Here is a 25,500-nt window from a genome sequence, read left to right as displayed (position 1 = left end):
TTTTTCCTTGAAATCCTCTCCGGTCGGACGCATTTACTCTGCGTTCCGAATCCTGCGGAACGATCATTATGGAGTGACCATGGCCAAGGAAGAAATGCTCGAATTTCCCGGCGTCGTGAAGGAACTCCTGCCCAATGCGACATTCCGGGTCGAGCTTGAAAACGGCCATGAGATCATTGCGCATATGGCAGGAAAGATGCGGAAGAACCGCATCCGCGTCCTTGCTGGCGACCGCGTTCAGGTCGAGATGAACACCTACGATCTGACCAAGGGCCGGATCAATTACCGCTTCAAGTAAGACCCCCGCCAACGGAGGTCCGCAGATGGCCGGCATCGCCACGAAACGGTTGATCCTCGGCTCGGCCAGCCCTCGCAGGCTGGAGCTTCTGTCCCAGATTGGTATCAGGCCGGCCGCGTTGCGACCGGCCGATATCGACGAGACCCCCCACCAGCAAGAGAACGCCCGCGACTATGTCCGCCGCATGGCCCGTCAGAAGGCCGAGGCGCTGGACGTCGCCCCGGACGAGGTCGTGCTGACCGCCGATACCACCGTCAGCGTCGGGCGCCGCATCCTGGGCAAGCCCGAGAACCGCGCCGAGGCCGCAGGCTTCATGCGGCTGATGTCGGGGCGCAGGCACCTGGTCCTGACCGCGCTTGCCGTGCGCGACGCGACCGGCATCCGCGAAAGGCTGGTGACCACCCGCGTCCGGATGCGTCCCATCGACGAGGCATCGCTGGAGCGTTACCTCGATATCGGCGACTGGGAGGGCAAGGCCGGGGGCTATGCCATCCAGGGCGCCGCCGCCGCCTTCATCCCCTGGATCGAGGGGTCGCACTCGGCCGTGGTCGGCCTGCCCCTGTCCGAAACCGCCAGCCTGCTTGCATCGGCAGGCATCTTTCCCGCCCCTGAAGGAGCAAACGCATGAAGGGACGTGAAATCGTTCTGGGCCGCATCTTCGGCCAGGAAGCCGCCGCGCTGATGCAGGACGGCCAGCTTGTCGATCTGCTGGTCGCGCCCGATGCGATCACCGATCTTGCCCCCGGCGCGATCTGCCGCGCCACGGTCGGCCGCTTCATGAAGGGGCAGGGCGGTGTGTTCCTGCGCCTGCCGAACGGGGCCAGCGGCTATCTTCGCGAACGGCGCGGCCTGACCGAGGGTGGCAGCATTCTGGTGCAGATCAGCGGCGTCGCCGAGGAGGGGAAGGCGATTCCCGTCTCGAACAAGCTGATCTTCCGCGGCGCGCTTGCGCTGGTGACGCCGGGGGCCGCGGGGATCAACGTCTCGCGCCGCATCCGCGAGACCGCCCGCCGAGAGGAGCTGGAGCAGCTGGGCCGCGACGCGATGGGCGAGCGCGCCTATGGCGCGATCCTGCGCAGCGCGGCCGAGGGTGCCGATGACGACGACATCGCCGCCGAGATCGCCGAGCTGGCAGGCCTTGCGGACCAGATCCTGGCCGATGCGGATGGCGGGCCCGAGCTGCTGCTGGACGCACCGTCCCCGCACGAACTGGCGGCGCTGGACTGGAACGACCCCCAGCCCGATTCGGTCGAGGAGGGCGATGACAGCTTCGAGCGCTGCAACGTGCTGGACGCCGTGGACGAACTGCTGTCGCCGCGCATCGCGCTGCCCGGCGGCGGTCATGCCTGGATCGAGACGACGCGGGCGCTGACCGCGATCGACGTGAATACCGGGGCCGACAGCTCGCCCGCTGCGGGGCTGAAGGCGAATATCGCGCTGGCCCGCGACCTGCCGCGCCAGCTGGCGCTGCGCGGCATCGGCGGCCAGATCGCGGTCGATTTCGCCCCCATGCCCAAGCGCGACCGCGCGACGCTGGACCAGGTGATGCAGTCGGTCTTCCGCCAGTCGGGCGCCGAGGCGACGTTGCTTGGCTGGACCGCGATGGGCCTGTTCGAGATGACGCGCAAGCGCGACCGCGTGGCGCTGTCGCTGCTGGCTTCGGGGCAGGGCTGATGGCCTGCCCCGTCTGCAGCAAGGACAGCGTGGAGCGGTACCGTCCGTTCTGCTCTAAGCGCTGCGCGGATGTCGATCTGGCCAAGTGGTTGCGGGGCCAATACGTCATCCCCGGCACCCCCCTGGAAGAGATTTCATCGGACAACGAAGAAGGGCGATAAAAAGTTGAGATTGGGTCTGGACAGTCCCGCCAACCCCTTCTAAACACCGCTCCACACCCGGCGACGAAGCAGTCGCCACAGGGGCCCGGATAGCTCAGTTGGTAGAGCAGCGGATTGAAAATCCGCGTGTCGGTGGTTCGAATCCGCCTCCGGGCACCATCCTTTCCCAAAGCGATGGAAGCCTTGCCGAAACGGTCGATCCGTTCGGTCCTCGATGCTTCGTTTCCCTTTCGATACAGCCGCCTAGTGCGGCAGCTGCATCGTGAATTCGGTCAGCCCGTCGGTCGAGGTCACCTCGATCCCGCCGCCATGCGCGGCGACGATGGATGCGGCCACGTGCAGTCCCAGACCAAGACCCTGACCGCCCGCCGAAGGCCCGCGATGGAAGGGACGGAACAGGTTGCGGCGCGTTTCCTCGGGGATGTCGCGGCCACGGTTGCGAACGGTGATGGTGATACCCGTTTCGCCGATCCGGCCCGAGACCTCGACGGGGGCGTCGGGCAGGCCGTGGGTCAGCGCATTCGACAGCAGGTTGGAAATGGCCTGACCGATCCGCTGCGCATCGCAGGCGACGGGGCGGTCCAGCGCGAGGTCCAGAAGGATCTGGCGGTCGGGGCTGGCGATCCGCAGCTCCTCGACGATCTGGGATATGGTCTGGGCCAGCGGCGCGTCATCGGTCTTGGCCACGCGGATCCCGCCGCCAAGCCGGTCGGTCGCGTGCAGCATCATATTGTTGATCAGCTCGTTCATGCGCTGGACCGACGACTGCATCAGCGGCAGCAGGATCTGCGCGGTCTCGCCCATCGGTTCGCGCCCAAGCTGGCGCAGGCCCGCCTGGAAGGCCGCGACGGGGTTGCGCAGGTCGTGGCCCAGGATCGCCACGAACTCCTCTTGCAGGCGCGCAAGGTCGCGTTCGTATTGCAGCGCAAGGTCCTGCGCCTCCAGCCGTTCCTCGGTCTCGAGGCTCTGGCCGATCAGGTCGGCGAACATCTCCATCATGGCGATGGCGCGGGGGTTCGTGACGTCGCGCGGCTGGCTGTCCAGCGCGCAGAGCGTGCCGAAGAACGACCCGTCGCTGCGATGGATCGGGATCGAGGCATAGGCGACGATCCCGAACCGTTCCGCGATGGCGTGCCCGCGATAGACCGGATCGTTCGCGGCGTCGTCGAACACGACCTTGCAGGACGACTGGCGGACCTGCTGGCAGAAGGTGGACTGCACCTCGATCTCGTCGCCCTCGGCCAGGCCCAGGCTCATCTCGTCCACGGTGCGGCAGGCGACCCACCGATCCTCGGTGACGCGGGCGACGGCGGCAAAGCGCATCTCGGTCGCCAGCATCACGGTCTCGAGGATGGTGCGGATCGTCTCGTTGGTGGCAAGACGTTCGATATCGGCCTGGAAATCATGCGCGCCCGAGCGGAAGGCGGCGTGGTCCTGCAACCGGTGGGGCGTATCGCCGGTCATCTTCATACTCTCTCGGGGCTGTCCTACGGGTCACAGATAGGCCGAGTTTTTCATAGATCAAAGTAAAATAACGGATTTTGCACGTCCTGCATCGCTCGGGTCGGGCCGGAACGCGATGGACCGGAGGGATCGGATGGCTTAATTGTCGGTGCCGAACCGGAACGCAGCGAAGGGGGATACGATGCGTCAATGGAAACAGGCCATGCTGGCCGGTGCCGTGCTGGTCGCGGCGGGTGCGGCACATGCGGAAACGCGGCTGACCTACAAGTCGGCCAAGACGGGCACGTCCTATTACCAGATGGCCGTCGAACTGGCCGAGGGCGTGCGCAGTGCCACCGACGGGCAGATCGGCATGACGGTCGAGGAAAGCCAGGGCTCGGTCCAGAACGTGATGGAGGTCCGCGCGCGCGGCGGCGATTACGTCTTCACCGCGCCGCCGTCGCTGGTGGCTGCGGCGCAGGGCGCGACCGGCCCGTTCGAGGGCAAGGGCAACCCGAATTTCGACGAGATCCGCGCCCTGTTCCCGATCCCCTCGCTGACCATGCATTTCGTCATGGGCGGGTCCGAGGGGCCGACCGACCTGTCCGCGCTGGAAGGGCAGCGCATCCTTCTGGGCAAGGGCAGCTTCGGCGCCAGCGAGGGTCAGAAATACCTGGACCTGTTCGGGCTGACCGACAAGGTGACCATCGCGGATGCCGAACTGTCGAACGCGGGCGACGCGCTGACGAACGGCCAGATCGACGGCTTCGTCACGGCGGGCAGCTTCCCTGCGCCGAACGTGATCGAGGCCGCCGCCGGTGAGGGTGTGCGCATCCTGTCCCTGACCGACGAGCAGGTCGCCCAGACGGGCCAGGCCCGCGTCGTCATCCCCGCCGATGTCTATCCGGGGCAGGCGGGCGACATCGTGACCACGGGCCTGCCGGTGGTGGCCTTCGCCTCGACCGCGATGGATGACGAGACCGCCTATCAGCTGACCCGCGCCTTCTGGACGCAGCGCGATGCCATGGCCGCGAATGCGCCCTGGTGGGATGGCGTCAGCACGGACCAAGTGTCCGAACTGGGCGCGCTGCATCCGGGCGCCGCGCGCTACTACGAAGAAGCAGGGGTGGCAGTCGGGGAATGACCGAACGGGCCGTGTCGACCATGCGGCGGGCAGCGATGCTGTCCGCCGCGTTCATTCTGACAGCCTTCCATCTGGGGCTGATCTTTTCCGGGCTGGTGCCGAACCTTGTCGCGCGGCCGCTGCATCTTGCGCTGATCCTGCACTGGATCTTCATCTTCACCGAGGATCGCCCGCGCGGCCTCGTGGGCTGCGCGGGCGTCGTACTGGCGGTGCTGGGCATCGGCGGGTCGGTCTGGATCGCGCTGAACGCGGGACGGCTTGCCGACCAGTACGGTTTCGTCGAGACAGGCTTCCAATATGCCGTCGGCGGCGTCCTGCTGCTGTCCGTGCTGGAGGCCGCGCGCCGTGCGATCGGCTGGCCACTGCCGCTGATCGCGGCGCTGGCGCTGGCCTATGCCGCGTTCGGTCAGCACATCCCGGGCGAGTTCGGCCACGCGCCGCTGCCCGCCGCCAGCCTGATGGGCACGCTGACCCTGGCCGAGGGCGGGATCTTCGGATCGCTGACCGGCGTGTCGGTGGGCGTCGTGGCGATCTTCGTCATCTTCGGTGCGGTGCTCAACGCGGGCGAGGCCGGGCAGGGCTTCATGAACCTTGCGGCCGCCGTCGCGGGTCGCCTGCGCGGCGGGGCGGGCAAGGTCTCGGTCATCGCATCGGCGCTGTTCGGGTCGATCTCGGGGTCGGCTTCGGCCAATGTCGCATCGACCGGCGCGATCACGATCCCCGCGATGATCCGGCTTGGATATCCCCGCCGCATCGCGGGCGCGGTCGAGGCCGTCGCATCCTCGGGCGGGCAGATCATGCCGCCGCTGATGGGCGCGGGCGCCTTCGTCATGGTCGAGCTGACGGGCACCCCCTATACCCAGATCATCGGCGCGGCGATCCTGCCGGCGATCCTGTATTTCGTGGTCGTCTGGGTGGGCATCGACGCCTATGCCCGCCGCTTCGGGCTGGGCGCGCTGCCTGCCGACCAGCGCCCCGGCGGGGCCGAGGTCGCGGTCACCTCGGCCTTCTTCGCGGTGCCCTTCGCGGTCCTGCTGGGCGGCATGTTCGGGCTGGGCTTCACGCCGCAATATTCGGCGGCGCTGGCGATCGTCGCGGGTGCGGTCCTGCTGATCGCGGGGTCGGACATGCGCATCGACATCCGCCGCGCCGCATCAAGGTTCGAGACTGCGCTGATCACCTCGGCGCGGCAGGTGGCGCTGATCGCGGCGATCATCCTCTGCGCCTCGATCATCGTGGGGGTGCTGGCGATCACCGGTCTCGGGGTCAAGGTGACATCGCTGATCCTGTCCACGTCGAACGGGACGATCTGGCCGTCGCTGCTGCTGACCGCGCTGGCCTGCCTGGTGCTGGGGATGGAGGTGCCGACCACGGCGGCCTATGTCATCTGCATCTCGGTCGCGGGACCGGCACTGACGCAGCTGGGGCTGGAGCCGCTGCAGGCGCATCTGTTCGTCTTCTGGTTCGCGCTTCTGTCCACCATCACGCCGCCCGTCTGCGGCGCGGTCTTCATCGCCGCCGGCATGGCGCGCGAGAACTGGCTGCGCGTCGCGATCACGGCGATGGCGCTTGGGGTCGGGCTGTACCTGATCCCGCTTGGCATGGTGGCGCATCCCGCGCTGATCCGGCTGACATCCGATCCGCTTGGCGCATTGCTGGCGCTGCTGACGGTCGGCGGGGGATGCGTCGTCATCTCCTATGCGCTGATCGGGGCGCGCAGGGTGGTGCCGACGGTCGCGGGGATCGCGGTGGGGCTGGCGATGATCTTCGCCTTCGCCACCAGCTATTGAACGGGAAAGGGGCGCGGTGACGCGCCCCTTTCGGTCAGTTCGGAAGGGCCGCGCAATGCGCCCCGCCCGATGCCTGTCCCGATCCGAACGCCAGGATCGGCGGTGCGCGGAACGGGTTCGGCGGCTCTGCGGTGGCCAGGTCGAAGGCGACCAGCCCCAGAACCAGGATCGCGGTCAGCGACACGGTCAGCCTGCGCGTCCTCATGCCTTGGCCTCCAATCCCAGCAGCGGCCGCAGGCGGATGCCGACGAAGGCCCCTGCGAAGGCGGCGGCGAACCACACCCAGCCATGCAGGCTGCCTGTCGAGATCCCCGAGAAGAACGCCCCCACATTGCACCCGAATGCCAAGCGCGAGCTGTAGCCCAGAAGGAAGCCCGCGACGATCGTCGCGATCCATGCCCGCGCCGGATAGGAGGGCAGCTTCTGCGACAGTCCGTTGCGCCACGCGGCCACGAGGAACGCGCCCCCGATGATGCCGAGGTTGGTCAGCGAGGTCACATCGGTCAGCAGCGACTGACCGACGCGCGCGATATTCGCCTCGGTCCCCCAGAAGGCCGATTGCGTCAGATCGACGCCCGTCGCCGCCGCGCCCTTGGCGACCCACAGGCCCAGCCCGTAGACGACGCCCCAAGGCTGGCCCGCGACCAGCAGGTTCAGGATGGCAAGGCCCGCCAGCACGGGGGCCGCGATCCACAGCCTGCGCGGGACGCGGCGCAGCTCGGGCGGGGCGCGCCACAGCAGGACCGCCGCGACGGCGGCCAGCGCGACCAGCGTGCCGATCAGCCCCGAGGTCCCGGAAAACGCCACCGTCGGCATCGATCCGAGCGAGGTCCACCACAGCAGGTGGAACGCCCCCGCGAAGCTGCCGATCGCGAAGAAGGGCAGCGCCATCAGGCTGATCGGGTTGCCGCTGCCCGAATTGACCAGCGTGCCGGACCCGCAGCCCATCACGACCTGCATCGCGGCCCCAAAGACGAAGGCGCCGCCGATCATCGCAAGGCCCACGGGCGCATGTGCGCCGACCATCTCGGACCCGTGGCTGGACAGCAGCGGAAACGCGGCCAGCGCCACGATGGCGATGGCGATCAGCTGGGCGATGGTGCCGCCCGGATCGCGCCTGGTGATCGTCGCGCGCCACGGGCCGGCAAAGCCGAAGCGGAACCCCTCCAGCGTGATGCCGAAGCCCAGGCCGATCATCAGCAGCAGCCCGAAGCGCGCGCCGACCATCACGGCCACAAGCCCGCAGAGGGCCAGTGCGCCCAGGATCAGCGCGCCGCGCCGGGTGATGTTGCCCGCGCGCGTAGGCGCGGGCATCGTCGTGTCGGTCATCGCCATCTCAGAAGACGTTCTTGATCTGGGTCCACAGGTGCTGGATGCGGCCCGGCGCATTCGCCATGTCGCGCCCCGCATTGGACCAGCCCACCATCGATTCGGGATAGAGCTTCACGTTCTCGATCCCGGCCAGCTCGGACATGGCGAACCAGTTCGTCGCGGCCCAGTGGCCCGTGTTGCAGAACGAGATCAGGTTCTCGGACCCGATCAGGTCGTTCTCCTGCGCCAGCTTGCGCGCGGCCTCGGCATCCACGATGGCCGGCCCGTCCGAGAACCAGCTGCTGTGCACGAAGAAGCGCGACTGGGGCAGGGTGCCCGGACGCGCGGCGGCGGGATGGGCCTGCTCCCCCTTCCAGAAGCTCTCGGGGCGGGCATCGACCAGCTGGGTGTCGGTCTCGCCGTCGATGGCGGCCTGCACGTCATCCACGCTGGCTGTCCAGGTGTCGTCCCAGGTGACGGTGATGTCCGAGGGCTGCGGCGTCACCGCGGCATCGTCCAGTTCCAGCCCCGCCTCGGTCCAGGCGTTCAACCCGCCGTTCAGGATCGCCAGGTCGTCGATCCCGGCGGATTTCATCGTCCAGTAGACACGCGCGGCCGCGCCGAAATCGGTCTCGTCGCTGCCCTGATAGGTGATGACCAGCGGGCGATCCTCGGTCAGGCCAAGATTGCGCAGGGTCTCGGTCAGCTGTTCCTCCGAGGGCAGCTGCCCGGGATTGTCCTCGGGGCCGCGGAACAGGGCATAGGGGGCGTTGACCGCGCCCTCCACATGCCCCTCGGCATAGCTGTCGCTGCCCTCGGGGGCGCGGATGTCCAGAACGGCGACATCCTCGGATTCCAGCAGGGTTGCCAGTTCCTGCGCGGAGACCAGCGGTTTGTCCAGCGTCTGCGCCTGAAGCGCGGTGGCGGAAAGAAGCGCTGCGGCCAGCGCGGCAGAGGCGATGGGGGTGTTCATGATACGCTCGCGTTGTCGTTGGGTCAGGGTCGATCCGAGAGATAGCAGCGATGCCCGCCCCGTTCGAGTTTCCGCGCATCCGGTGATGCCCGTGCGGGCGGACCATGCCTGCGGATCAAGCGCTTAGGGCGGAATATCGTTCCCGAACGGTCCGACATGCCGAAACGGCGGTGCCTTGCGGGCGCGCAGCGTGGGATCAGCGTTCTTTTTCGCCGGACGCGCGCAGGGATCGCCCCGATCATTCGGGATTCGCGTATTCTGAAGTCCCCGTTTGCCGGATTTTATCGGCTGCGCGGGTGAATATCTTCGGATCAGCACATCAAGACAGCCGGAGCATCCGATGCAGACCATGATCCTGAACGAATACGGCCCCGAGGCCAGCTTTGTCCCCGCCGAACGCGCCAAGCCGCAGGCCGTCGCCGGCCACGTCGTCGTCCGCGTCAAGGCGACCAGCGTGAACACCGTCGACACGATGATCCGCGAGATGGGCAAGGACCTGCCCCTGTCGCCCGATCTGCCGGCCAGAAGGTTCTGGTCCATGGCGGCGCGGGCGGCGTCGGCCACCTGGCCGTTCAGCTGGCCCTTCATAAGGGCGCCGAGGTATTCTCGACAGGCACGGGCGCGGCAAAGCTCGCCCGCATCGAGGGGTATGGCGCGCGCCCGATCGACTATCGCGCCCAGTCCGTCGCGGATTACGTGAACGCCCATACGGACGGCGCGGGCTTCGACATGGTCTTTGACACGGTCGGCGGGCAGAACATGGCGAACTCCTTTGCCGCCGCCGCGCTGAACGGCGATGTCGTGACGACCGTGGCGCTGCTCGAGATGGACCTCAGCACGGCGCATTTCCGCGGCCTGAGCCTGCACGTGGTCTTCATGCTGATCCCGATGCTGAACGATTTCCGCCGCGAGACGCATGGCGCGATCCTGGCCGAACTGGCCCGCCTGATCGACGCGGGCGCCGTCACCCCGCTGCTGGACGATCGCCGTTTCGGCCTGGGCGATGTCGATGCCGCCTATGCCCATCTGAAAAGCGGCAAGGCCATCGGCAAGGTCGTGATCGAGCTCTGACCGGGCGATCCGAACGCGAAGGGGCCGGGCATCCGACAGGGTGTCCGGCCTTTTTCACATGCGGATGCGTAGGCCGCGGGCCGCGAGTGCAGGATCAGGAAATCTTTGGGAAAACCTGGTGCTGTGAGAGAGGATTGAACTCTCGACCTCTCCCTTACCAAGGGAGTGCTCTACCACTGAGCTACCACAGCGCCGGTGAAGGGGCGTTTAGCCAAAGCCCTCGGGGGGTGCAAGAGGCATTTCCGCATTTTTTCGCACAGCGCTTCAGAAAATCGCCGATGACGCACCGCTGCTTTCGCGATTGCTGGACGAAGGCGCGGGCGGGCGCTAACAGGAAACACCATGAACGATCGACGCGACAGCAAACCCAAGCCCGGCAGCCGGGAAGAACGCCTTGCGCAGGCGCTCCGGGCGAACCTTGCCCGACGCAAGGCGCAGGCAAGGGCGCGCAACGCGGCCGGTCGTGATCAGGACAACGAGGATGCGCCCGAAACGGGCCAGGCGACAGGCAAGGACAACTGATGGATCAGATCATCGTCGAAGGGAACGGCCCTCTGAAGGGCGAGATTCCGATTGCGGGGGCGAAGAACGCCTGCCTGACCCTGATGCCCGCGACGCTGCTGACGGACGAGCCGCTGACGCTGACGAATGCGCCGCGCCTGTCGGACATCCACACCATGACGACCCTGCTGCAAAGCCTGGGCGCCGAAGTTGCGCCGCTGCAGGACGGGCAGGTGCTGGCCATGTCCAGCCACGACCTGACCAGCCATCGCGCCGAATACGACATCGTGCGCAAGATGCGCGCCTCGATCCTGGTGCTGGGACCGATGCTGGCGCGCGACGGCGTGGCCGAGGTCTCGCTGCCCGGCGGTTGCGGCATCGGCGCGCGTCCGGTGGACCTGCACCTGCGCGCGCTGGAGGCGATGGGCGCGCAGCTGGACCTGCGCGACGGCTATGTCTTTGCCAAGGCGCCGCAGGGTGGCCTGAAGGGCGCGACCTATGAATTCCCGCTGGTTTCCGTCGGCGCGACCGAGAACGCGCTGCTGGCCGCCGTGCTGGCTCGTGGGACCACGGTCCTGAAGAACGTCGCCCGCGAACCCGAGATCGTGGACCTTGCGCGCTGCCTGCGGGCCATGGGCGCGCAGTTGGAGGGTGAAGGCACCAGCACCATCACCATCCAGGGCGTCGAATCGCTGCACGGGGCGACCTATCCCGTCGTGACGGACCGGATCGAGCTGGGCACCTATATGCTGGCCCCCGCGATCTGCGGCGGCGAGGTCGAATGCATCGGCGGCAGGATCGAGCTTCTCTCGGCCTTCTGCGAGAAGCTGGAAGAGGCGGGCGTCACCGTCGAAGAAACCGCCCGCGGCATCAAGGTGTCCCACCACAACGGCCGCGTGAAGGCCGTGGACGTGACCACCGCGCCGTTCCCCGGCTTCCCGACCGACCTGCAGGCGCAGTTCATGGCGCTGATGTGCACCGCCGAGGGCACCAGCGTTCTGGAAGAAACCATCTTCGAGAATCGCTTCATGCACGCGCCCGAACTGACCCGCATGGGCGCCAATATCGAGGTGCATGGCGGCCATGCGACCGTGCGCGGCGTGGACAAGCTGCGCGGTGCCCCGGTCATGGCGACGGATCTGCGCGCCTCGGTCAGCCTGATCCTTGCGGGGATGGCGGCGGAGGGTCAGACCACGGTCAGCCGCGTCTATCACCTCGATCGCGGCTACGAGCATGTCGTGCGCAAGCTGCGCGGCGTGGGTGCCCATATCGAACGCGTGAAGGAGGAGTGATCCATGGCCGAAGACGCCCGTTTCACTGATGCCGATCCTCGGCCCCTTGCCATTCGGGCCGAGGATGCGACCGATCTGAACATCCTGTCCTCGCTGGTGCAGGATGCGGTGCTGACCGCGTCCGACATCAGTCATGACGCCCGCGCGCGCCGCCTTGCACTGCTGGTGACGCGCTTCCGGTGGGAGGATGCCGACGCGGCCCGTTCCGAGGGCCGCGAGTTCGAGCGTGTCCGCGCGGTCCTGGCGATCGGCGACGTGATGCGTGTCGTCTCGGACGGGATTTCTCGGGATCCCGAGACGGTGCTGGAACTGCTGGCGATCCGCTGGATCCCGGGCGAAGACGGCACCGGCCGCCTTGCGCTGGATTTCGCGGGCGACGGCACGATCATGGCCGAGGTCGAGTGCATCAATCTCGACCTGCGCGACGTGACGCGCCCGCACAAGGCGGTGTCGGGCAAGGCCCCGCACCACCCCGATTGATCGGGACATCGACCAACTGAAACCTGCGGCATCCCGTCCCCCTGCGGCGGCTTGATCCCGCAGGGCGTCCGGGGCAGTCCCGGATGCGTGAATTGCGAAACGGGGTATGCCATGCCGGTCTTTCTGAACAGCAGCGACGCGGATTTTGAAGCGGGCTTCCAGCATATGCTGTCGGCCAAGCGCGAGGACAGCGCGGACGTGAACGACACGGTCGCGGCCATCATCGCGGATGTGCGCGCGCGTGGCGACATCGCCCTGTGCGAACTGACGGCCCGGTTCGACCGGCTGGACCTGCCGCCCGAGGGGCTGCGCGTCACCGCCGCCGAGATGGACGCCGAGATCGCGAAGGTCTCGCCCGAGGATCGCGCCGCGCTGGAGCTGGCCGCCGAACGCATCCGCGCCTATCACGAACGCCAGATGCCGCAGGATCACAGCTGGACCGACGACACCGGCGCGACGCTTGGATGGCGGTGGAGCGCGGTCTCGGCGGCGGGGCTCTATGTTCCGGGCGGGCAGGCGGCCTATCCCTCGTCGGTGCTGATGAACGCGATCCCCGCACGTGTCGCGGGGGTCGAGCGGCTGGTGATCTGCGTGCCCATGCCGGGCGGCGTGGTGAACCCGCTGGTCCTGCTGGCCGCGCGCCTGTCGGGCGTGGACGAGATCTATCGCATCGGCGGCGCGCAGGCGATCGCGGCGATGGCCTATGGCACCGACACGATCGCGCCGGTGGACAAGATCACGGGACCGGGCAACGCCTATGTCGCGGCGGCCAAGCGGCAGGTCTTCGGGCGCGTCGGCATCGACATGATCGCGGGCCCGTCCGAGGTGCTGGTGATCGCGGATGGCGACCAGAACCCGGACTGGCTGGCATGGGATCTGCTGGCGCAGGCCGAACATGACGCGGACGCGCAGTCGATCCTGATCACCACCGATCCCGCCATGGCCCGCGCCACGGCCGATGCCGTCGAGCGCATCATCCCCACGCTGGACCGTGCGGCCATCGCAGGTGCAAGCTGGCGCGATTACGGCACCGTCATCACGGTCCGCGACCTGGACGAGGCTGCGGCCTTTTCGGATCGCATCGCCCCCGAGCATCTGGAACTGGTCGTGGCCGACCCCGAGGCGCTGGCCGCGAAATGCCGCCACGCGGGCGCGATCTTCCTGGGCGCGCATACCCCCGAGGCGGTCGGCGACTATGTCAGCGGGCCGAATCACGTGCTGCCGACCGCGCGTTCGGCGCGCTTCTCGTCGGGGCTGTCGGTCATGGATTTCGTCAAGCGTACGACCATGGCGCGGCTGACGCCCGGTTCCCTTGCGTCCATCGGCCCCGCCGCGGTGCGCCTTGCCGCATCCGAGGGCTTGCAGGCGCATGGCGCTTCGGTTCAGGCTAGGCTGGGGACCTTGAACGAGAGAATGCCCGAATGAGCCGCATCATCAGGATCGAGATCGACGACAGCGCCATCCCGCCTGCCACCCCCGAGATGGAGCAGGAGCGCCGCGTCGCCATCTTCGACCTGATCGAGGATAACAGCTTTGCCGTGCCTGCCCGCGAGGGGGGCGCGGAACCCGAAGGGCCGTTCGTGCTGGAGCTGTGCATCCGCGACGGGCGGCTGGTCTTCGATCTGCAAGACGAGGCCGCCGCGAAGGTGGCCGAGTTCCACCTGTCGCTCGGGCCGTTCCGGCAGGTGGTCAAGGACTACTTCCAGATCTGCCAGAGCTATTTCGATGCGGTGAAGCGGCTGCCCCCCGCCCAGATCGAGGCGATCGACATGGCGCGGCGCGGCATCCACAACGAAGGCGCCCGCACCCTGCAGGAACGGCTGGAGGGCAAGGCGCGGCTGGACATCGACACGGCCCGCCGCCTGTTCACCCTGATCTGCGCCCTGATACCGCAGGGCTGAAGGGATGGCGCAGGGCAAGATCCCATCATCGGTCCTGTTCTGCTGCGATCACAATGCCATCCGCTCGCCCATGGCCGAGGGGATGATGAAGCAGTTCTACGGCAGGCTGGCCTACGTTCAGTCGGCCGGCGTGAAAAGCGACATGGAGGTGGACGGCTTCGCCATCGCCGTCTGCGACGAGATCGGCGTGCCCCTGGCCAACCACCGCGCCCGCAGCTTCGACGAGATGCGCGACTGGGGGGACGACCTGTCGCAGTTCGACCTGATCGTCGCCCTGTCGCCCGCCAGTCAGCGCATGGCGCTGGAGATGACGCGCCACGCGCATCTGGATGTCGAATACTGGCCCGTCATGGACCCCGCCGGACTGGCCGAGGGTCGAGAGGCCAAGCTGGACGCCTATCGCCAGACGCGCGACCAGATCCGGTCGCGCATGCTGGAACGTTTCGGCGAACCCGACCGTTAGCGGCGCCAGTTCGCGGGCACGTCCCATGCGGGGCGGGCGATCTCCTGCTCGACATCCATGCGGGTCAGGCCGATATCGGCCAGCTGCTTGTCGGTCAGCCGGTCCAGCACGATGCGGCTGCGGCGGACGTCGAACATGGTCATGATACGCTCCAGCCAGTTGGGCCGCGGCAGGATGCCGTGACCGGTGACGACGCGGAGCATTGCGGCGGACTTGGCGGACATGGTTCAACCTCGATGATGAAATGTATCAATTCGCATGATGAAATGGCGTGACTTCATCTTTCAGGTTGATATGTAGGTCAGCAGAGGTCATATTTGAAACGAATGGTTTTGATGCAATCCATCAATCGACGTGAAGGATGTGAACGATGCGCAACATGGATATCGCGACGCTGCGGTCGCTGCAGGCAGTGGCCGAATATGGCGCCGTCACCCGCGCGGCCGAGGCGCTGAACATGACCCAGAGCGCGCTCTCGATGCAGATGAAGCGGCTGGAGGAGGTGTTCGGGCGGCCCATGCTGCAGAAGGCAGGCAGGGGGGTGGTGCTGACCGATTTCGCGCAGGATCTGCTGGGCGAAAGCCGCAAGATGGTCGCGCTGAACGACGCGATCCTGTCGCGCTTTACCGGTGCGCGTCCCAAGGCCAGGCTGCGCGTGGGGCTGACCAGCGACTGGCTGTTCACCAAGGTCGCGCAGACCGTGCGCGCCTTTCGCGCCGATTACCCGCAGGTCGAGCTGAACATCGAGGGCGCCCGCAGCAAGGATCTTCGCGCCCAGATGCGGCGGGGCGAACACGACATCATCCTGACGACCGAATTCGACGCGCCGCCCGGTGCGCATCACCTGGCCAAGGTGGATCTGGCGTGGTTCGGGGCGGCAGGCGGGCAGGCGTGGCGCGAAAGGCCGCTGCCGCTGTCCAACTCGCCGCATTGCGCCTATCACCCCGTTGCGCTGGACGCGCTGGAACGGGCGGGCATCGAATGGCAGCAGGTGGTGGCCGATGGCGGCAGCGAGACCTGGCTGGTCCTTGCCGCCGCCGATCTGGGCCTGACGATCCTGCCGCGCGGTCTGCACCAGCCGGGGCTGGAGCCGGTCGAGCATGGCGGCGCGTTGCCGCCGCTGCCCCCGACATGGCTGAACGTCTATGTCGCCGATGGCCCCGCACGCGACGTGGCCACCGATTTCGCGGGCTACCTTCGCCGCGTCGTCTGCGAGGTCGCCGCAGCCGCGTAAGCGGTCAGACCACGACCCCCGCACCGTCGCTCGCATCGCCTGCGACCGCGCGGAATGCCGCGAACATCTCGCGGCCCAGCCCCTGCTGGCTGTTCGACAGGTCCGCCTGAACCGGGGTGCGGCTGTCGAAATCGGGGGCGAGACACTCGATCTGGCCGGTCTCGGCATCCAGCCGGATCACGTCGCCATCCTGGACGCGGGCAAGCGGCCCGCCCGTCGCGGCCTCGGGCGAGACGTGGATCGCGGCGGGCACCTTGCCCGATGCGCCCGACATGCGCCCGTCGGTCAGCAACGCGACCTTCAGCCCGCGATCCTGCAGCACCGCCAGCACCGGCGTCAGCGAATGCAGTTCCGGCATCCCGTTGGCGCGCGGACCCTGGAAGCGGACGACGACGATCGTGTCCTCGGTGAATTCGCCCGCGCGGAAGGCGGTCTTGACCTCTTCCTGGTCGGCAAAGACGCGGGCCTTGGCCTCGATCACGCGACGTTCCGGTGCGACGGCGCTGACCTTGATCACGCCGCGGCCCAGATTGCCCGACAGCTGCTTCAGCCCGCCCGTCTTGGCGAAGGGATCGGACGCGGGGCGCAGGATCTTGTCGTTCAGGCTGTCCTTGGCGCCGGCCTCCCACCGGACGCGGCCATCCGCGACCTTGGGTTCGGCGGTGTATCCGTCCAGCCCCGTGCCGTTGATCGTCTTGACGTCGGGATGCAGCAGGCCGTTCTCCAGCAATTGCCCGATCATGTAGCCGAGGCCCCCCGCGGCGTGGAAATGGTTCACGTCCGCCAGACCGTTCGGGTAGACCCGCGCCATCAGCGGCACGTTTTCCGAGATGTCGTGGAAATCCTCGATGTCGAGGATCACGCCCGCCGCGCGCGCCATCGCGGGCAGGTGCAGCACCAGGTTGGTCGACCCGCCCGTCGCCATCAGGCCGACCATGCCGTTCACGAAGGCGCGTTCGTCCAAGACCTGGCCCGCAGGCATGTATTCGTTGCCCAGGTTGGTGATCGCCGCCGCGCGTTCGACCGCCGCCGTGGTCAGCGCCTCGCGCAGGGGGGTGTTCGGGTTGACGAAGCTGGATCCCGGCAGGTGCAGGCCCATGAACTCCATCAGCATCTGGTTGGTGTTCGCGGTGCCGTAGAAGGTGCAGGTCCCCGCCGAATGATAGGACGCCATCTCGGCCGCCATCAGCGCGTCGCGCCCGACCTCTCCGGCCGCGAATTGCTGGCGGACCTTGGATTTCTCGTCGTTGGGCAGCCCCGAGGGCATGGGACCCGCAGGCACGAAGACCGCCGGGATGTGCCCGAAGGTCGCCGCCGCGATGATCAGCCCCGGCACGATCTTGTCGCAGACGCCCAGATACATCGCCGAATCGAAGCAGTCATGCGACAGCCCGACCCCCGCCGCCAGCGCGATCACGTCGCGCGAGAACAGCGACAGCTCCATCCCTGGTCGGCCCTGGGTCACGCCATCGCACATGGCAGGCACGCCGCCCGCGACCTGCACCGTGGCGCCTGCCGCATGACCCGCGCGGCGGATGATGTCGGGGAAACGCTCGTAGGGCTGATGCGCCGACAGCATGTCGTTATAGGCGGTGACGATCCCGATATTGGGCTTGCGCGTCGTCGCCATGTCGTCCTTGTCGGCCATCGCGGCATAGGCGTGGGCCTGGTTGCCGCAGGACAGGTGCGCCCGCGCGGGTCCGTCCTGGGCCGCCTTCTCGATTTTCTGCAGATAGGCCGCGCGCGAGGCGAGAGAGCGTTCGCGGATCCGGTCGGTGACGCGTTCGATGCTGGCGTGAAGTGTCATGTGGCTTCCCTCTGGCTTCGGGCGGAGCATACGTAGTTAGCGTTAACAATTCAACCGCCCGACAACAGCGAAACGCAGTCCGCCCGCGCTGCGGTTGCGAAAATTTGCGCAGGGATCGCAGGCATCGCCGCTTGTGCGGGGGCGGGCGTCATGCCAGATCGGTCCGCGAAAGGAACCCCTGCCATGTCCGACCTGCCCGTCATCCGCCTGCGTCCGAAATCCAAGCCCCAGGCGATCCGCCACGGATTCCCCTGGGTCTTCGCGGATGAGACCGTCCTCGACCGCCGCACCAAGTCCATCGAACCCGGCGGCTTCGCCATCCTCGAGGATGCCGAGCGCAAGCCGCTGGCGCTTGTCACGGTGAACACCAATTCCAAGATCGTCGCGCGGGTCATGGATGCCGACCCCGAGGCGCGCGTCAACGCGGCATGGCTGGAACGCCGCATCGCACGCGCGCTGGCCATGCGGCAGCGGTTCTACGACCAGCCCTTCTATCGCCTGGTCCATGCCGAGGCCGACGGCCTGCCGGGGCTGGTGATCGACCGCTTCGGCGACGCGGCGGTGATGCAGCCGAACGCGGCCTGGGCCGATGCGATGGCCGACCGCATCGCCGATGCGCTGGTCGAGATCGCGGGCGTCAGCACGGTCGTCCTGAACGGGCAGGGCCGCGCACGCGGGCTGGAGGGGCTGCCCGAGCGGATGGAGGTCATCCGCGGCACCGCGCCGACCGCTCCGATCCCGGTCGCGATGAACGGCGCGACCTATCTTGCGGACCTGATGGGCGGGCAGAAGACCGGCCTGTTCTTCGACCAGCGCCCCAACCACGCCTTTGCCCAGTCGCTTGTCGACAAGGGCGAGGTGCTGGACATGTTCAGCCATGTCGGCGGCTTCGGCCTTGCCATGCTGGCCGCAGGGGCCGAACGCGCGACCTGCGTCGATGCAAGCGCCCCCGCGCTGGAGCTTGCGGTGGGCGGTGCGCGCGCCATGGGCGCCGAGGACCGGCTGGAGACCCTGCGCGGCGACGCCTTCGCCATGCTGGAGCAGCTGGCCGCCGACAATCGTCGCTTCGACGTGGTGATCTGCGATCCGCCCGCCTTCGCGCCCGCCAAGCCCGCGCTCGAGGCCGGGCTGCGCGCCTATGAACGCGTCGCGCGGCTGGCGGCGCAGCTGGTCAAGCCCGGCGGCTATCTGGGGCTGTGCAGCTGCAGCCATGCGGCCGACATGACCAGCTTCCGCAATGTCAGCGCGCGCGGCATCGGGCGCGGCGGTCGCCGGGGGCAGCTGCTGCACAGCGGCCAGGCCGGTCCCGACCATCCGACGCTGCCGCAGCTGGCCGAGACCGGATACCTCAAGTCGCTGTTCTTCCGGTTGGACTGATGCGCGCATTGCTGGATGCGAACGTCCTGTTCCCCACCATCCTGCGAGAGATCCTGACCGATCTTGCCGCAGAGGGGCTCTATGTCCCCATGTGGTCGGACCGCATCCTTGGCGAATGGTCCCGCGCGGCGCTTCGCGTGGGGCCGGTCGCCGCCCAGATCGCCGGGGCCGAGATCGCGCTGCTGCGCGAACGCTTCCCCGATGTCGTCCAGCCCGATGACGGCGACCGGGCGATCGACCTGGACTTTCCCGACCCCGCCGACCGCCACGTGGTCGAGGCCGCGCTGGCGGGGCAGGCTGACCTGATCGTCACCGCGAACCTGCGCGATTTCCCGCGCCCGCTGATGTCGCGGCTGGGGCTGCGGGCGATCCATCCCGACGCCTTCCTGCTGGACATCCACGCGCTGGACGCGGATGCCCTGCACCGCGCGGTCGCCAACGCCCGCGCCCGTGCCGAGGCTGCCGGCGGCGCGATGAGTTCTGCGGAATTGTTGAAACGCTGCCGCCTGCCGCGGCTCGCCAAGCTGATGAAGGTGTAATTCGCGTTGCTGTTACCGCTCACACACGATATTGCGGATGTCAAACACAAGGAGGACAGCATGGTCTCGCGCGTCATTCCGGTCGATGATTTCGACCTCGTGATCTTCGGCGCCACGGGCGATCTTTCGCATCGAAAGATCCTGCCGGGGCTTTTCCGCCGCTTTGTCGCGGGCCAGATCCCGCCCAAGGCGCAGATCATCGGCGCCGCCCGCACCGATCAGAGCGACGACGATTTCCGGGCCGAAGCCAAGGCCGCCATCTGCGAATTCGCAGGCGTCAAGGCGGATGACGCCACGCTGGCCGAATTCCTGGGCATGCTGGGCTATGTGCCCATCGACGCCAAGGGCGAGGGCGGCTGGAAAGAGCTGAAGTCGCGCATGCGCGATGGTGCGGTCCACGCCTTCTACTTCTCGGTCGCGCCGTCGCTGTTCGGCGACATCGCGGAACGGCTGGCGGGCCACGGCATCGCCGATGACGACAGCCGCATCGTGGTGGAAAAGCCCTTCGGCCGCGATCTGGAAACCGCCCGCGCGCTGAACGCGACGCTGGCGCAGCACTTCACCGAACAGCAGATCTACCGGATCGACCATTACCTGGGCAAGGAAACCGTCCAGAACCTGATGGCCGTCCGCTTCGCCAACGTCCTGTTCGAACCGCTGTGGAACGCGCAGTTCATCGACCACGTGCAGATCACCGTGGCCGAGACAGTGGGCGTGACCGGGCGCGGCGCCTATTACGACAAGTCCGGCGCGATCCGCGACATGGTCCAGAACCACATGATGCAGCTTCTGTGCCTGATCGCGATGGAGCCGCCCTATCACTTCGATCCCGACGCCGTGCGCGACGAGAAGCTGAAGGTCATCCGCGCGCTGGAACCGGTCGAACCGCACGAGATCGTGCGCGGCCAGTACCAGGCCGATGGCGATGCCCCCAGCTATCTCGAGGATGCCGAGGATCCCGCCAGCCGCACCGAGAGCTATGTCGCGATGAAGGTCCGCATCTCGAACTGGCGCTGGCAGGGGACGCCCTTCTACCTGCGCACGGGCAAGAAGCTGCGCGCCCGCACCTCCGAGATCGCGATCACCTTCAAGGAGCCGCCGCACTCGATCTTCGACGACAGCGGCCACCCCAAGGCCAACGAGCTGGTCATCCGCCTGCAGCCCAACGAGGGCATGAACATGCGCGTGATGATCAAGGAACCCGGACCGGGTGGCATGCGTCTGGTGCAGGTGCCGCTGGACATGTCCTTCGCGGATGCGCTTGGCCCCGAAGGGCGGGACATGCCCGATGCCTATGAACGGCTGATCATGGATGTGATCCGCGGCAACCAGACATTGTTCATGCGCGGCGACGAGGTCGAGGCGGCATGGGCGTGGACCGACCCGATCATCCAGGCCTGGGAGGACAGCAAGCGCGCCCCCGAGCCTTACGATCCCGGTTCCTCGGGCCCGGACGAGGCCCTGCGCCTGATGCACCGCGACAACCGCCGCTGGAGGGAGATCCGCTGATGGCGATGGAGTTCAAGGAATACCCCGACCGCGAGATGCTGGCCCTGTCGCTGGCCGACAGGATCGCCTCGCAGCTGGCGCAGCACCTGCGCGGCAATGACGGCGCGACGCTCTGCGTGCCGGGCGGCACCTCGCCCGCGCCGGTCTTCGAGACGCTGTCGGGGACCGAACTGGACTGGCCCCGCGTCACCGTCCTGCTGGGCGACGAGCGTTGGGTGGACGGCACGCACAAGCGGTCGAACACGCGCCTGCTGCACCGTCACCTGCTGAAGGACAAGGCCGAGGGCGCGCGCTATATCGACCTGTTCACCGGCGACGAGACGCCCGACCAGGCGACCGATGCGCTGGCCGAACGCATCGCGCCCGCGCTGCCGCTGACCGTGCTGCTGCTGGGGATGGGCAACGACATGCACACCGCCAGCCTGTTCCCCGGCGCCGATCACCTGAAGGCCGCGATGGCCGCCGACGCGCCCATGCTGATGCCGATCCGTGCCGATGGCGCCGAGGAACCTCGCATCACGCTGACGCGTCCGGTGCTGGCCGATGCGTTGAACACCCACGTGCTGATCATGGGCCCCGAAAAGCGCGAGGCGCTGGAGCGCGCGATGAAGCTCGACCCGATCGAGGCCCCGATCCGCGCCTTCCTCGACACCGCCACCGTCCACTGGGCCGAATAAGGAACGCCGCGATGACCGATCACTGGAGCCGCCTTCAGCAGTACCGCGCAGCGCAGGGCGATGCGCGGATCGACGCGTTGTTCGACGCGGACCGCGTGCAAGGCTTCACCGCCAAGGCCGACGGGATGGTCTTCGACTATTCCAAGACGATGATCGATGCGCAGGCGCGCGACATGCTTCTGGACCTTGCCCGTGACGCGCAGGTCGAGACCCGCCGCGACGCCATGTTCGCGGGTGCGAAGATCAACGAGACCGAGGGTCGCGCGGTCCTGCACACCGCGCTGCGCAACCTGGATGCCAGCGTCACGGTCGATGGCCGCGACGTCATGCCCGAGGTCCGCGAGACCCATGCCCGCATGACCGCCTTCGCGCGCGACGTGCGCTCGGGTGCGTTCACGGGGCAGGGCGGCAAGATCACGGATGTGGTCAATATCGGCATCGGCGGCTCGGACCTTGGGCCGTTCATGGCGGTGCTGGCGCTTGCGCCCTATCACGACGGGCCGCGCACGCATTTCGTCAGCAACGTGGACGGCGCGGACATCGCGGATACGCTGAAGGGCCTGAATCCCGAAACGACGCTGGTGATCGTCGCCTCCAAGACCTTCACCACGATCGAGACGATGACCAACGCCCGCACTGCGCGCGACTGGATGGCGGCATCGGTCGCCCAGCCCGCGGAGCAGTTCGCGGCGCTGTCCTCGGCCGTGGACAAGACCGCCGATTTCGGCATCGACGAATCCCGCGTCTTCGGCTTCGAGGACTGGGTCGGCGGGCGATACTCGGTCTGGGGTCCGATCGGGCTGTCGGTCATGCTGGCCGTCGGCCCCGAGGATTTCGATGCCTTCCTGGCGGGTGGCGCGGCGATGGATGCGCATTTCCGCAAGGCGCCTTTGGACGCCAACCTGCCCGTGCTGCTGGCCCTGACGGGGATCTGGCATCACCAGGTCTGCGGCTATCCCACCCGCGCCGTGCTGCCCTATGACAACCGCCTGATCCGGCTGCCCGCCTATCTGCAGCAGCTGGAAATGGAATCGAACGGCAAGCGCGTCGCGATGGACGGCAGCGACCTGCCGGTCGTGTCCGGCCCCGTCGTCTGGGGCGAACCCGGCACGAACGGCCAGCACGCCTTCTATCAGCTGATCCACCAGGGCACGATGCCCGTCCCGGCCGAGTTCATCCTGGCCGCGAACGGCCACGAGCCCGATCTGGCCCATCACCACATCCTGCTGGCCGCGAATTGCCTCGCGCAGTCCGAGGCCCTGATGCGGGGCCGCAGCCTGGACGAGGCGCGCGCCCTGATGGAGGCCAAGGGCCTGACCGGAGACGAGCTGGAACGCCAGGCGCGCCACCGCGTCTTCCCGGGCAACCGCCCCTCGACCACACTGCTGATCGACAAGCTGACGCCCTTCGCGCTTGGCCAGATCGTCGCGCTCTACGAACACCGTGTGTTCGTCGAGGGAGTGATCCTGGGCATCAATAGCTTCGACCAATGGGGGGTCGAGCTGGGCAAGGAGCTGGCCCTGAAGGTCGAGCCTCTGCTGAAGGGCGAGGACGCTCCCGGCCACGACCCCTCGACCGAGGCGCTGGCCAAGCTGATCCGGCAAATGCGCGACTGAGACGGACAAAGGGGGGCGAAAGGCCCCCCTTTTCCTTTGCGGGGCAAATCGCTAGGTCTGGCTTCGATACAAGCGGGGTTTTCACATGGCGTTCTTCTCGAAACTGCGCGAGCGGCTGACGCGCTCTTCCACGAAGATCGGAGATGGGCTGGACGGGATCGTGTCCGAGGACGCGACGCCCCCCGAAGCTGCGCCCCCTGCACCCGAAACCCCGGCACCCGCTGAACCCGCCCCCGAGGCACCCAAGCCCGCCGGCCTCGTCGGTCGTCTGTTCGGGGGCGCCAAGGCCGATGAACCGCGCCGCGCGCTGGATGACGACATGCTCGAGGATCTCGAGGACATGCTGGTCCAGGCCGATCTGGGCGTCGAGACCGCGCTGCGCGTCACCGCCAACATCGCCGAAGGCCGCATGGGTCGCCGCGTATCCGCGACCGAGCTGAAGCAGCTGCTGGCGACCGAGGTTGCGCGCATCATGGCTCCCGTCGCCCGTCCGCTGCCGCTCTATGCCAAGAAGCCGCAGGTCGTGCTGGTGGTCGGCGTGAACGGCGCGGGCAAGACCACGACCATCGGCAAGCTGGCCAGCCAGTTCCGCGCGGCGGGCAAGTCGGTCGTGATCGCGGCGGGCGACACCTTCCGCGCGGCGGCGGTCGAACAGCTGCAGGTCTGGGGCGACCGCGCGGGCGTGCCGGTGATGGTCGCGCCCCATGGCAGCGATCCCGCCAGCCTGGCCTGGGACGCGATGACCAAGGCCGAGGCCGACGGCGCGGACCTTCTGATGATCGACACCGCAGGACGTCTTCAGAACCGCCAGGACCTGATGGAGGAACTGGCCAAGATCGTCCGCGTCATCCGCAAGAAGGACCCCGAGGCCCCGCACAACACCCTGCTGGTGCTGGATGCGACCACCGGCCAGAACGCGCTGAACCAGGTCGAGACGTTCCAGAAGCTGGCCGATGTGTCGGGCCTCGTGATGACCAAGCTGGACGGCACGGCGCGGGGCGGCGTGCTGGTGTCGCTGGCCGACCGCTTCGGCCTGCCGATCCACGCCATCGGGGTGGGCGAACAGATCGACGATCTGGACGCCTTCGACGCCGATGAATTCGCGCGGGCGCTCGTCGGGCTCTAATCCGCGCAGACCAGCGCCCGTTCGTGGCGCTGGTGGCGGCGCAGCAGGCCGCGCGCCTGCTGGCCCGACAGGATCGGACGCGCGGGCGTGAACTCCCGCCCGCCAGTCAGCGTGGTCACCGTAACCCTGTCTGCGGGTGCGAGGCTGCGCATCGCCTGTGGTCCGGGCAGCAGGCTTTCGGCCAGCGCACCCTCGGCCTCGAGCAGGTGGTGCGCATCCAGCAGAATATGGCAATAGCCGACGCCCTTCGCATCGCGCATCACCTCGATCCCCGGTTGCCCGACCAGATGCCGGATCGCGACCAGCACCTCGGGGCTGCCGGTCATGCGTTCTGCGATCCGCGACCGGATCAGCACGCGATGTTGCGGCGACAGGATCAGATCGCGGCGGGGCAGGCCCCCGCCAAGCGCCCCCGCCGCGACCCGGATGGGACGGCGCTGCGGCGCAAGGTCCAGATCGCGCGGCCCCAGCCGCTGCATCCCCGCCCAGGCGATGCTCTGCAGCCCCGCATCCGCCGTCCAGACCGCATCCCCGGCACGCAGATCCTGCACCTGCCGCAGCCCCTCGGCGGTGCGGATCGCCGTTCCTTCGGCAAAGCACAGCGTCGGCGTCGCAAGGCCATAGACCAGCGAGGAATTGTTCGCCGGTGTCAGCCCGCGCAGACCGCCATAGCGATAGGCGATCGCCGTATCGAAGACGGGCAGGCTGCCATCGGCCCGGGCGACCGGAAGTATCATCACGGTATGCCGCTCGCCGACCTCGTGGATGATCGAGGTTCCGACGACCCGGTTCAGGAACATCACGACGAACTGGCCGCCATCCGCACCGACGATATAACCGCCGACCATGCTTTGCAGGCCGGTGCCCGCGGGAAGGACCGTGCTGCCGGTGCCGTGGCGCAGCGTCAGGTCCTGCGCCAGCGTCTGCTGGGTCTCGGAGGGGCTGTAATATCGGTGCTCGAACCGGTCGTCGTCGTCCACGATGCCCACGACTTGGGTGACCGCGCCGGTGAAATCGATCGGTCCGCTGACGTTGCTCCAGGGCGAGTATTGCGTGCTGGATGCGTTCGGAATGCGTCCGGGCATCGTCAGCAGAGTGATCTTGTGTTCCATT

Annotated in this window: 27 protein-coding genes and 2 tRNA genes; 21 read left to right on the top strand and 8 right to left on the bottom strand. The window is 67.7% G+C overall.

What is annotated here, in order from left to right; all coding sequences use genetic code 11:
• The first annotated feature begins 79 nt into the window (after positions 1-79).
• The 5 genes from infA (at position 80) to QMZ16_RS00765 (ending at position 2,292) form a co-directional block, all read left to right on the top strand.
• Positions 80-298: a translation initiation factor IF-1 gene (gene infA, locus QMZ16_RS00785; protein WP_022707441.1), complete on the top strand. Its 219-nt coding sequence runs from the start codon at positions 80-82 to the stop codon at positions 296-298.
• 25 nt (positions 299-323) lie between these two features.
• Entirely contained in the window at positions 324-926 is a 603-nt protein-coding gene (locus QMZ16_RS00780) for a Maf family protein (protein ID WP_282601725.1), read from the top strand.
• A complete protein-coding gene (locus QMZ16_RS00775) occupies positions 923-1,972 on the top strand; it encodes a ribonuclease E/G (RefSeq protein ID WP_282601724.1) in 1,050 nt (349 codons plus the stop codon). Before QMZ16_RS00780 ends, QMZ16_RS00775 begins: the two co-directional genes overlap by 4 nt.
• The gene (gene yacG, locus QMZ16_RS00770; protein ID WP_282601723.1) at positions 1,972-2,133 is read left to right on the top strand and encodes a DNA gyrase inhibitor YacG; all 162 of its coding nucleotides are present in this window, start codon (positions 1,972-1,974) and stop codon (positions 2,131-2,133) included. The genes QMZ16_RS00775 and yacG overlap by 1 nt, the downstream gene beginning before the upstream one ends.
• An 83-nt stretch (positions 2,134-2,216) precedes the next feature.
• Positions 2,217-2,292, top strand: a tRNA-Phe gene (locus tag QMZ16_RS00765).
• 84 nt (positions 2,293-2,376) lie between these two features.
• On the opposite strand, the gene QMZ16_RS00760 is transcribed toward QMZ16_RS00765, so the two are convergent.
• Positions 2,377-3,597, bottom strand: a complete 1,221-nt coding sequence (locus QMZ16_RS00760) for a GAF domain-containing sensor histidine kinase (protein ID WP_282601722.1) — start codon at positions 3,595-3,597, stop codon at positions 2,377-2,379.
• Positions 3,598-3,778: 181 nt separating this feature from the next.
• On the opposite strand from QMZ16_RS00760, the gene QMZ16_RS00755 reads away from it, so the two are divergent.
• Both QMZ16_RS00755 and QMZ16_RS00750 read left to right on the top strand, forming a co-directional pair.
• The gene (locus tag QMZ16_RS00755) at positions 3,779-4,720 is read left to right on the top strand and encodes a TAXI family TRAP transporter solute-binding subunit (RefSeq protein ID WP_282601721.1); all 942 of its coding nucleotides are present in this window, start codon (positions 3,779-3,781) and stop codon (positions 4,718-4,720) included.
• A complete protein-coding gene (locus QMZ16_RS00750; RefSeq protein ID WP_348984643.1) occupies positions 4,717-6,510 on the top strand; it encodes a TRAP transporter fused permease subunit in 1,794 nt (597 codons plus the stop codon). The genes QMZ16_RS00755 and QMZ16_RS00750 overlap by 4 nt, the downstream gene beginning before the upstream one ends.
• 34 nt (positions 6,511-6,544) lie before the next feature.
• On the opposite strand, the gene QMZ16_RS00745 is transcribed toward QMZ16_RS00750, so the two are convergent.
• From QMZ16_RS00745 to QMZ16_RS00735, 3 genes are read right to left on the bottom strand one after another with little or no spacing between them, the layout of a single operon-like run.
• Positions 6,545-6,715, bottom strand: a complete 171-nt coding sequence (locus QMZ16_RS00745; RefSeq protein WP_282601720.1) for a hypothetical protein — start codon at positions 6,713-6,715, stop codon at positions 6,545-6,547.
• Positions 6,712-7,839 carry a YeeE/YedE family protein gene (locus QMZ16_RS00740; protein WP_282601719.1) on the bottom strand — a complete coding sequence of 376 codons (1,128 nt, stop codon included), beginning with the start codon at positions 7,837-7,839 and terminating at the stop codon, positions 6,712-6,714. The genes QMZ16_RS00745 and QMZ16_RS00740 overlap by 4 nt, the downstream gene beginning before the upstream one ends.
• Positions 7,840-7,846: 7 nt before the next feature.
• Positions 7,847-8,797 carry a rhodanese-like domain-containing protein gene (locus tag QMZ16_RS00735; RefSeq protein WP_282601832.1) on the bottom strand — a complete coding sequence of 317 codons (951 nt, stop codon included), beginning with the start codon at positions 8,795-8,797 and terminating at the stop codon, positions 7,847-7,849.
• A 297-nt stretch (positions 8,798-9,094) separates the two neighbouring features.
• Between QMZ16_RS00735 and QMZ16_RS16265 the strand changes: the two genes are divergently transcribed.
• The gene (locus tag QMZ16_RS16265) at positions 9,095-9,865 is read left to right on the top strand and encodes a zinc-binding dehydrogenase (RefSeq protein ID WP_348984646.1); all 771 of its coding nucleotides are present in this window, start codon (positions 9,095-9,097) and stop codon (positions 9,863-9,865) included.
• 116 nt (positions 9,866-9,981) lie between these two features.
• Here QMZ16_RS16265 and QMZ16_RS00725 read toward each other — a convergent pair.
• Positions 9,982-10,056: transfer RNA gene (locus QMZ16_RS00725), tRNA-Thr, on the bottom strand.
• 151 nt (positions 10,057-10,207) lie between these two features.
• Between QMZ16_RS00725 and QMZ16_RS00720 the strand changes: the two genes are divergently transcribed.
• From QMZ16_RS00720 to QMZ16_RS00695, 6 genes are all read left to right on the top strand, one after another.
• On the top strand, positions 10,208-10,387 hold the full coding sequence (locus tag QMZ16_RS00720) for a hypothetical protein (protein ID WP_282601718.1): 180 nt from the start codon (positions 10,208-10,210) through the stop codon (positions 10,385-10,387).
• Positions 10,387-11,658 carry a UDP-N-acetylglucosamine 1-carboxyvinyltransferase gene (gene murA, locus QMZ16_RS00715; RefSeq protein ID WP_282601717.1) on the top strand — a complete coding sequence of 424 codons (1,272 nt, stop codon included), beginning with the start codon at positions 10,387-10,389 and terminating at the stop codon, positions 11,656-11,658. The genes QMZ16_RS00720 and murA overlap by 1 nt, the downstream gene beginning before the upstream one ends.
• A 3-nt stretch (positions 11,659-11,661) precedes the next feature.
• Positions 11,662-12,138 (top strand): DUF2948 family protein, encoded by a 477-nt coding sequence (locus QMZ16_RS00710; protein WP_282601716.1) that lies wholly within the window; start codon positions 11,662-11,664, stop codon positions 12,136-12,138.
• Positions 12,139-12,249: 111 nt separating this feature from the next.
• On the top strand, positions 12,250-13,563 hold the full coding sequence (hisD, locus tag QMZ16_RS00705) for a histidinol dehydrogenase (protein ID WP_282601715.1): 1,314 nt from the start codon (positions 12,250-12,252) through the stop codon (positions 13,561-13,563).
• Positions 13,560-14,039 carry a UPF0262 family protein gene (locus tag QMZ16_RS00700; protein WP_282601714.1) on the top strand — a complete coding sequence of 160 codons (480 nt, stop codon included), beginning with the start codon at positions 13,560-13,562 and terminating at the stop codon, positions 14,037-14,039. Before hisD ends, QMZ16_RS00700 begins: the two co-directional genes overlap by 4 nt.
• A gap of 4 nt (positions 14,040-14,043) precedes the next feature.
• A complete protein-coding gene (locus QMZ16_RS00695; protein ID WP_022708374.1) occupies positions 14,044-14,502 on the top strand; it encodes an ArsC family transcriptional regulator in 459 nt (152 codons plus the stop codon).
• On the opposite strand, the gene QMZ16_RS00690 is transcribed toward QMZ16_RS00695, so the two are convergent.
• A complete protein-coding gene (locus QMZ16_RS00690) occupies positions 14,499-14,726 on the bottom strand; it encodes a DUF1127 domain-containing protein (protein WP_282601713.1) in 228 nt (75 codons plus the stop codon). The genes QMZ16_RS00695 and QMZ16_RS00690 overlap by 4 nt on opposite strands.
• 146 nt (positions 14,727-14,872) lie before the next feature.
• On the opposite strand from QMZ16_RS00690, the gene QMZ16_RS00685 reads away from it, so the two are divergent.
• Positions 14,873-15,736: a LysR family transcriptional regulator gene (locus QMZ16_RS00685; protein WP_282601712.1), complete on the top strand. Its 864-nt coding sequence runs from the start codon at positions 14,873-14,875 to the stop codon at positions 15,734-15,736.
• A gap of 4 nt (positions 15,737-15,740) precedes the next feature.
• On the opposite strand, the gene edd is transcribed toward QMZ16_RS00685, so the two are convergent.
• Complete coding sequence (edd, locus tag QMZ16_RS00680) at positions 15,741-17,543, bottom strand: phosphogluconate dehydratase (protein WP_282601711.1); 1,803 nt, start codon at positions 17,541-17,543, stop codon at positions 15,741-15,743.
• Between the two features lie 183 nt (positions 17,544-17,726).
• Between edd and QMZ16_RS00675 the strand changes: the two genes are divergently transcribed.
• The 6 genes from QMZ16_RS00675 (at position 17,727) to ftsY (ending at position 24,387) form a co-directional block, all read left to right on the top strand.
• Positions 17,727-18,920 (top strand): class I SAM-dependent rRNA methyltransferase, encoded by a 1,194-nt coding sequence (locus QMZ16_RS00675; RefSeq protein WP_282601710.1) that lies wholly within the window; start codon positions 17,727-17,729, stop codon positions 18,918-18,920.
• The gene (locus tag QMZ16_RS00670) at positions 18,920-19,459 is read left to right on the top strand and encodes a PIN domain-containing protein (protein WP_282601709.1); all 540 of its coding nucleotides are present in this window, start codon (positions 18,920-18,922) and stop codon (positions 19,457-19,459) included. Before QMZ16_RS00675 ends, QMZ16_RS00670 begins: the two co-directional genes overlap by 1 nt.
• 60 nt (positions 19,460-19,519) lie before the next feature.
• Positions 19,520-20,968 (top strand): glucose-6-phosphate dehydrogenase, encoded by a 1,449-nt coding sequence (gene zwf, locus QMZ16_RS00665; protein WP_282601708.1) that lies wholly within the window; start codon positions 19,520-19,522, stop codon positions 20,966-20,968.
• 5 nt (positions 20,969-20,973) lie between these two features.
• Positions 20,974-21,645 carry a 6-phosphogluconolactonase gene (gene pgl, locus QMZ16_RS00660; protein ID WP_282601830.1) on the top strand — a complete coding sequence of 224 codons (672 nt, stop codon included), beginning with the start codon at positions 20,974-20,976 and terminating at the stop codon, positions 21,643-21,645.
• 11 nt (positions 21,646-21,656) lie between these two features.
• Positions 21,657-23,261 carry a glucose-6-phosphate isomerase gene (gene pgi, locus QMZ16_RS00655; protein WP_282601707.1) on the top strand — a complete coding sequence of 535 codons (1,605 nt, stop codon included), beginning with the start codon at positions 21,657-21,659 and terminating at the stop codon, positions 23,259-23,261.
• Between the two features lie 85 nt (positions 23,262-23,346).
• Entirely contained in the window at positions 23,347-24,387 is a 1,041-nt protein-coding gene (gene ftsY, locus QMZ16_RS00650; protein WP_282601706.1) for a signal recognition particle-docking protein FtsY, read from the top strand.
• Here the strand turns inward: ftsY and QMZ16_RS00645 are convergent.
• Positions 24,384-25,499, bottom strand: coding sequence for a Hint domain-containing protein (locus tag QMZ16_RS00645; protein WP_282601705.1), 1,116 nt, complete (start codon positions 25,497-25,499; stop codon positions 24,384-24,386). The two genes, ftsY and QMZ16_RS00645, sit on opposite strands and share 4 nt — an antisense overlap.
• Between the last annotated feature and the right edge of the window lies 1 nt (position 25,500).

This window comes from Paracoccus sp. PARArs4 (genome assembly GCF_947311865.1).
In the GTDB taxonomy this organism is placed as follows: Bacteria; Pseudomonadota; Alphaproteobacteria; order Rhodobacterales; family Rhodobacteraceae; genus Paracoccus; species Paracoccus zeaxanthinifaciens.
Note: the sequence above shows the minus strand (reverse complement) of the source record. Positions and strands in the feature narration are given on the sequence as shown.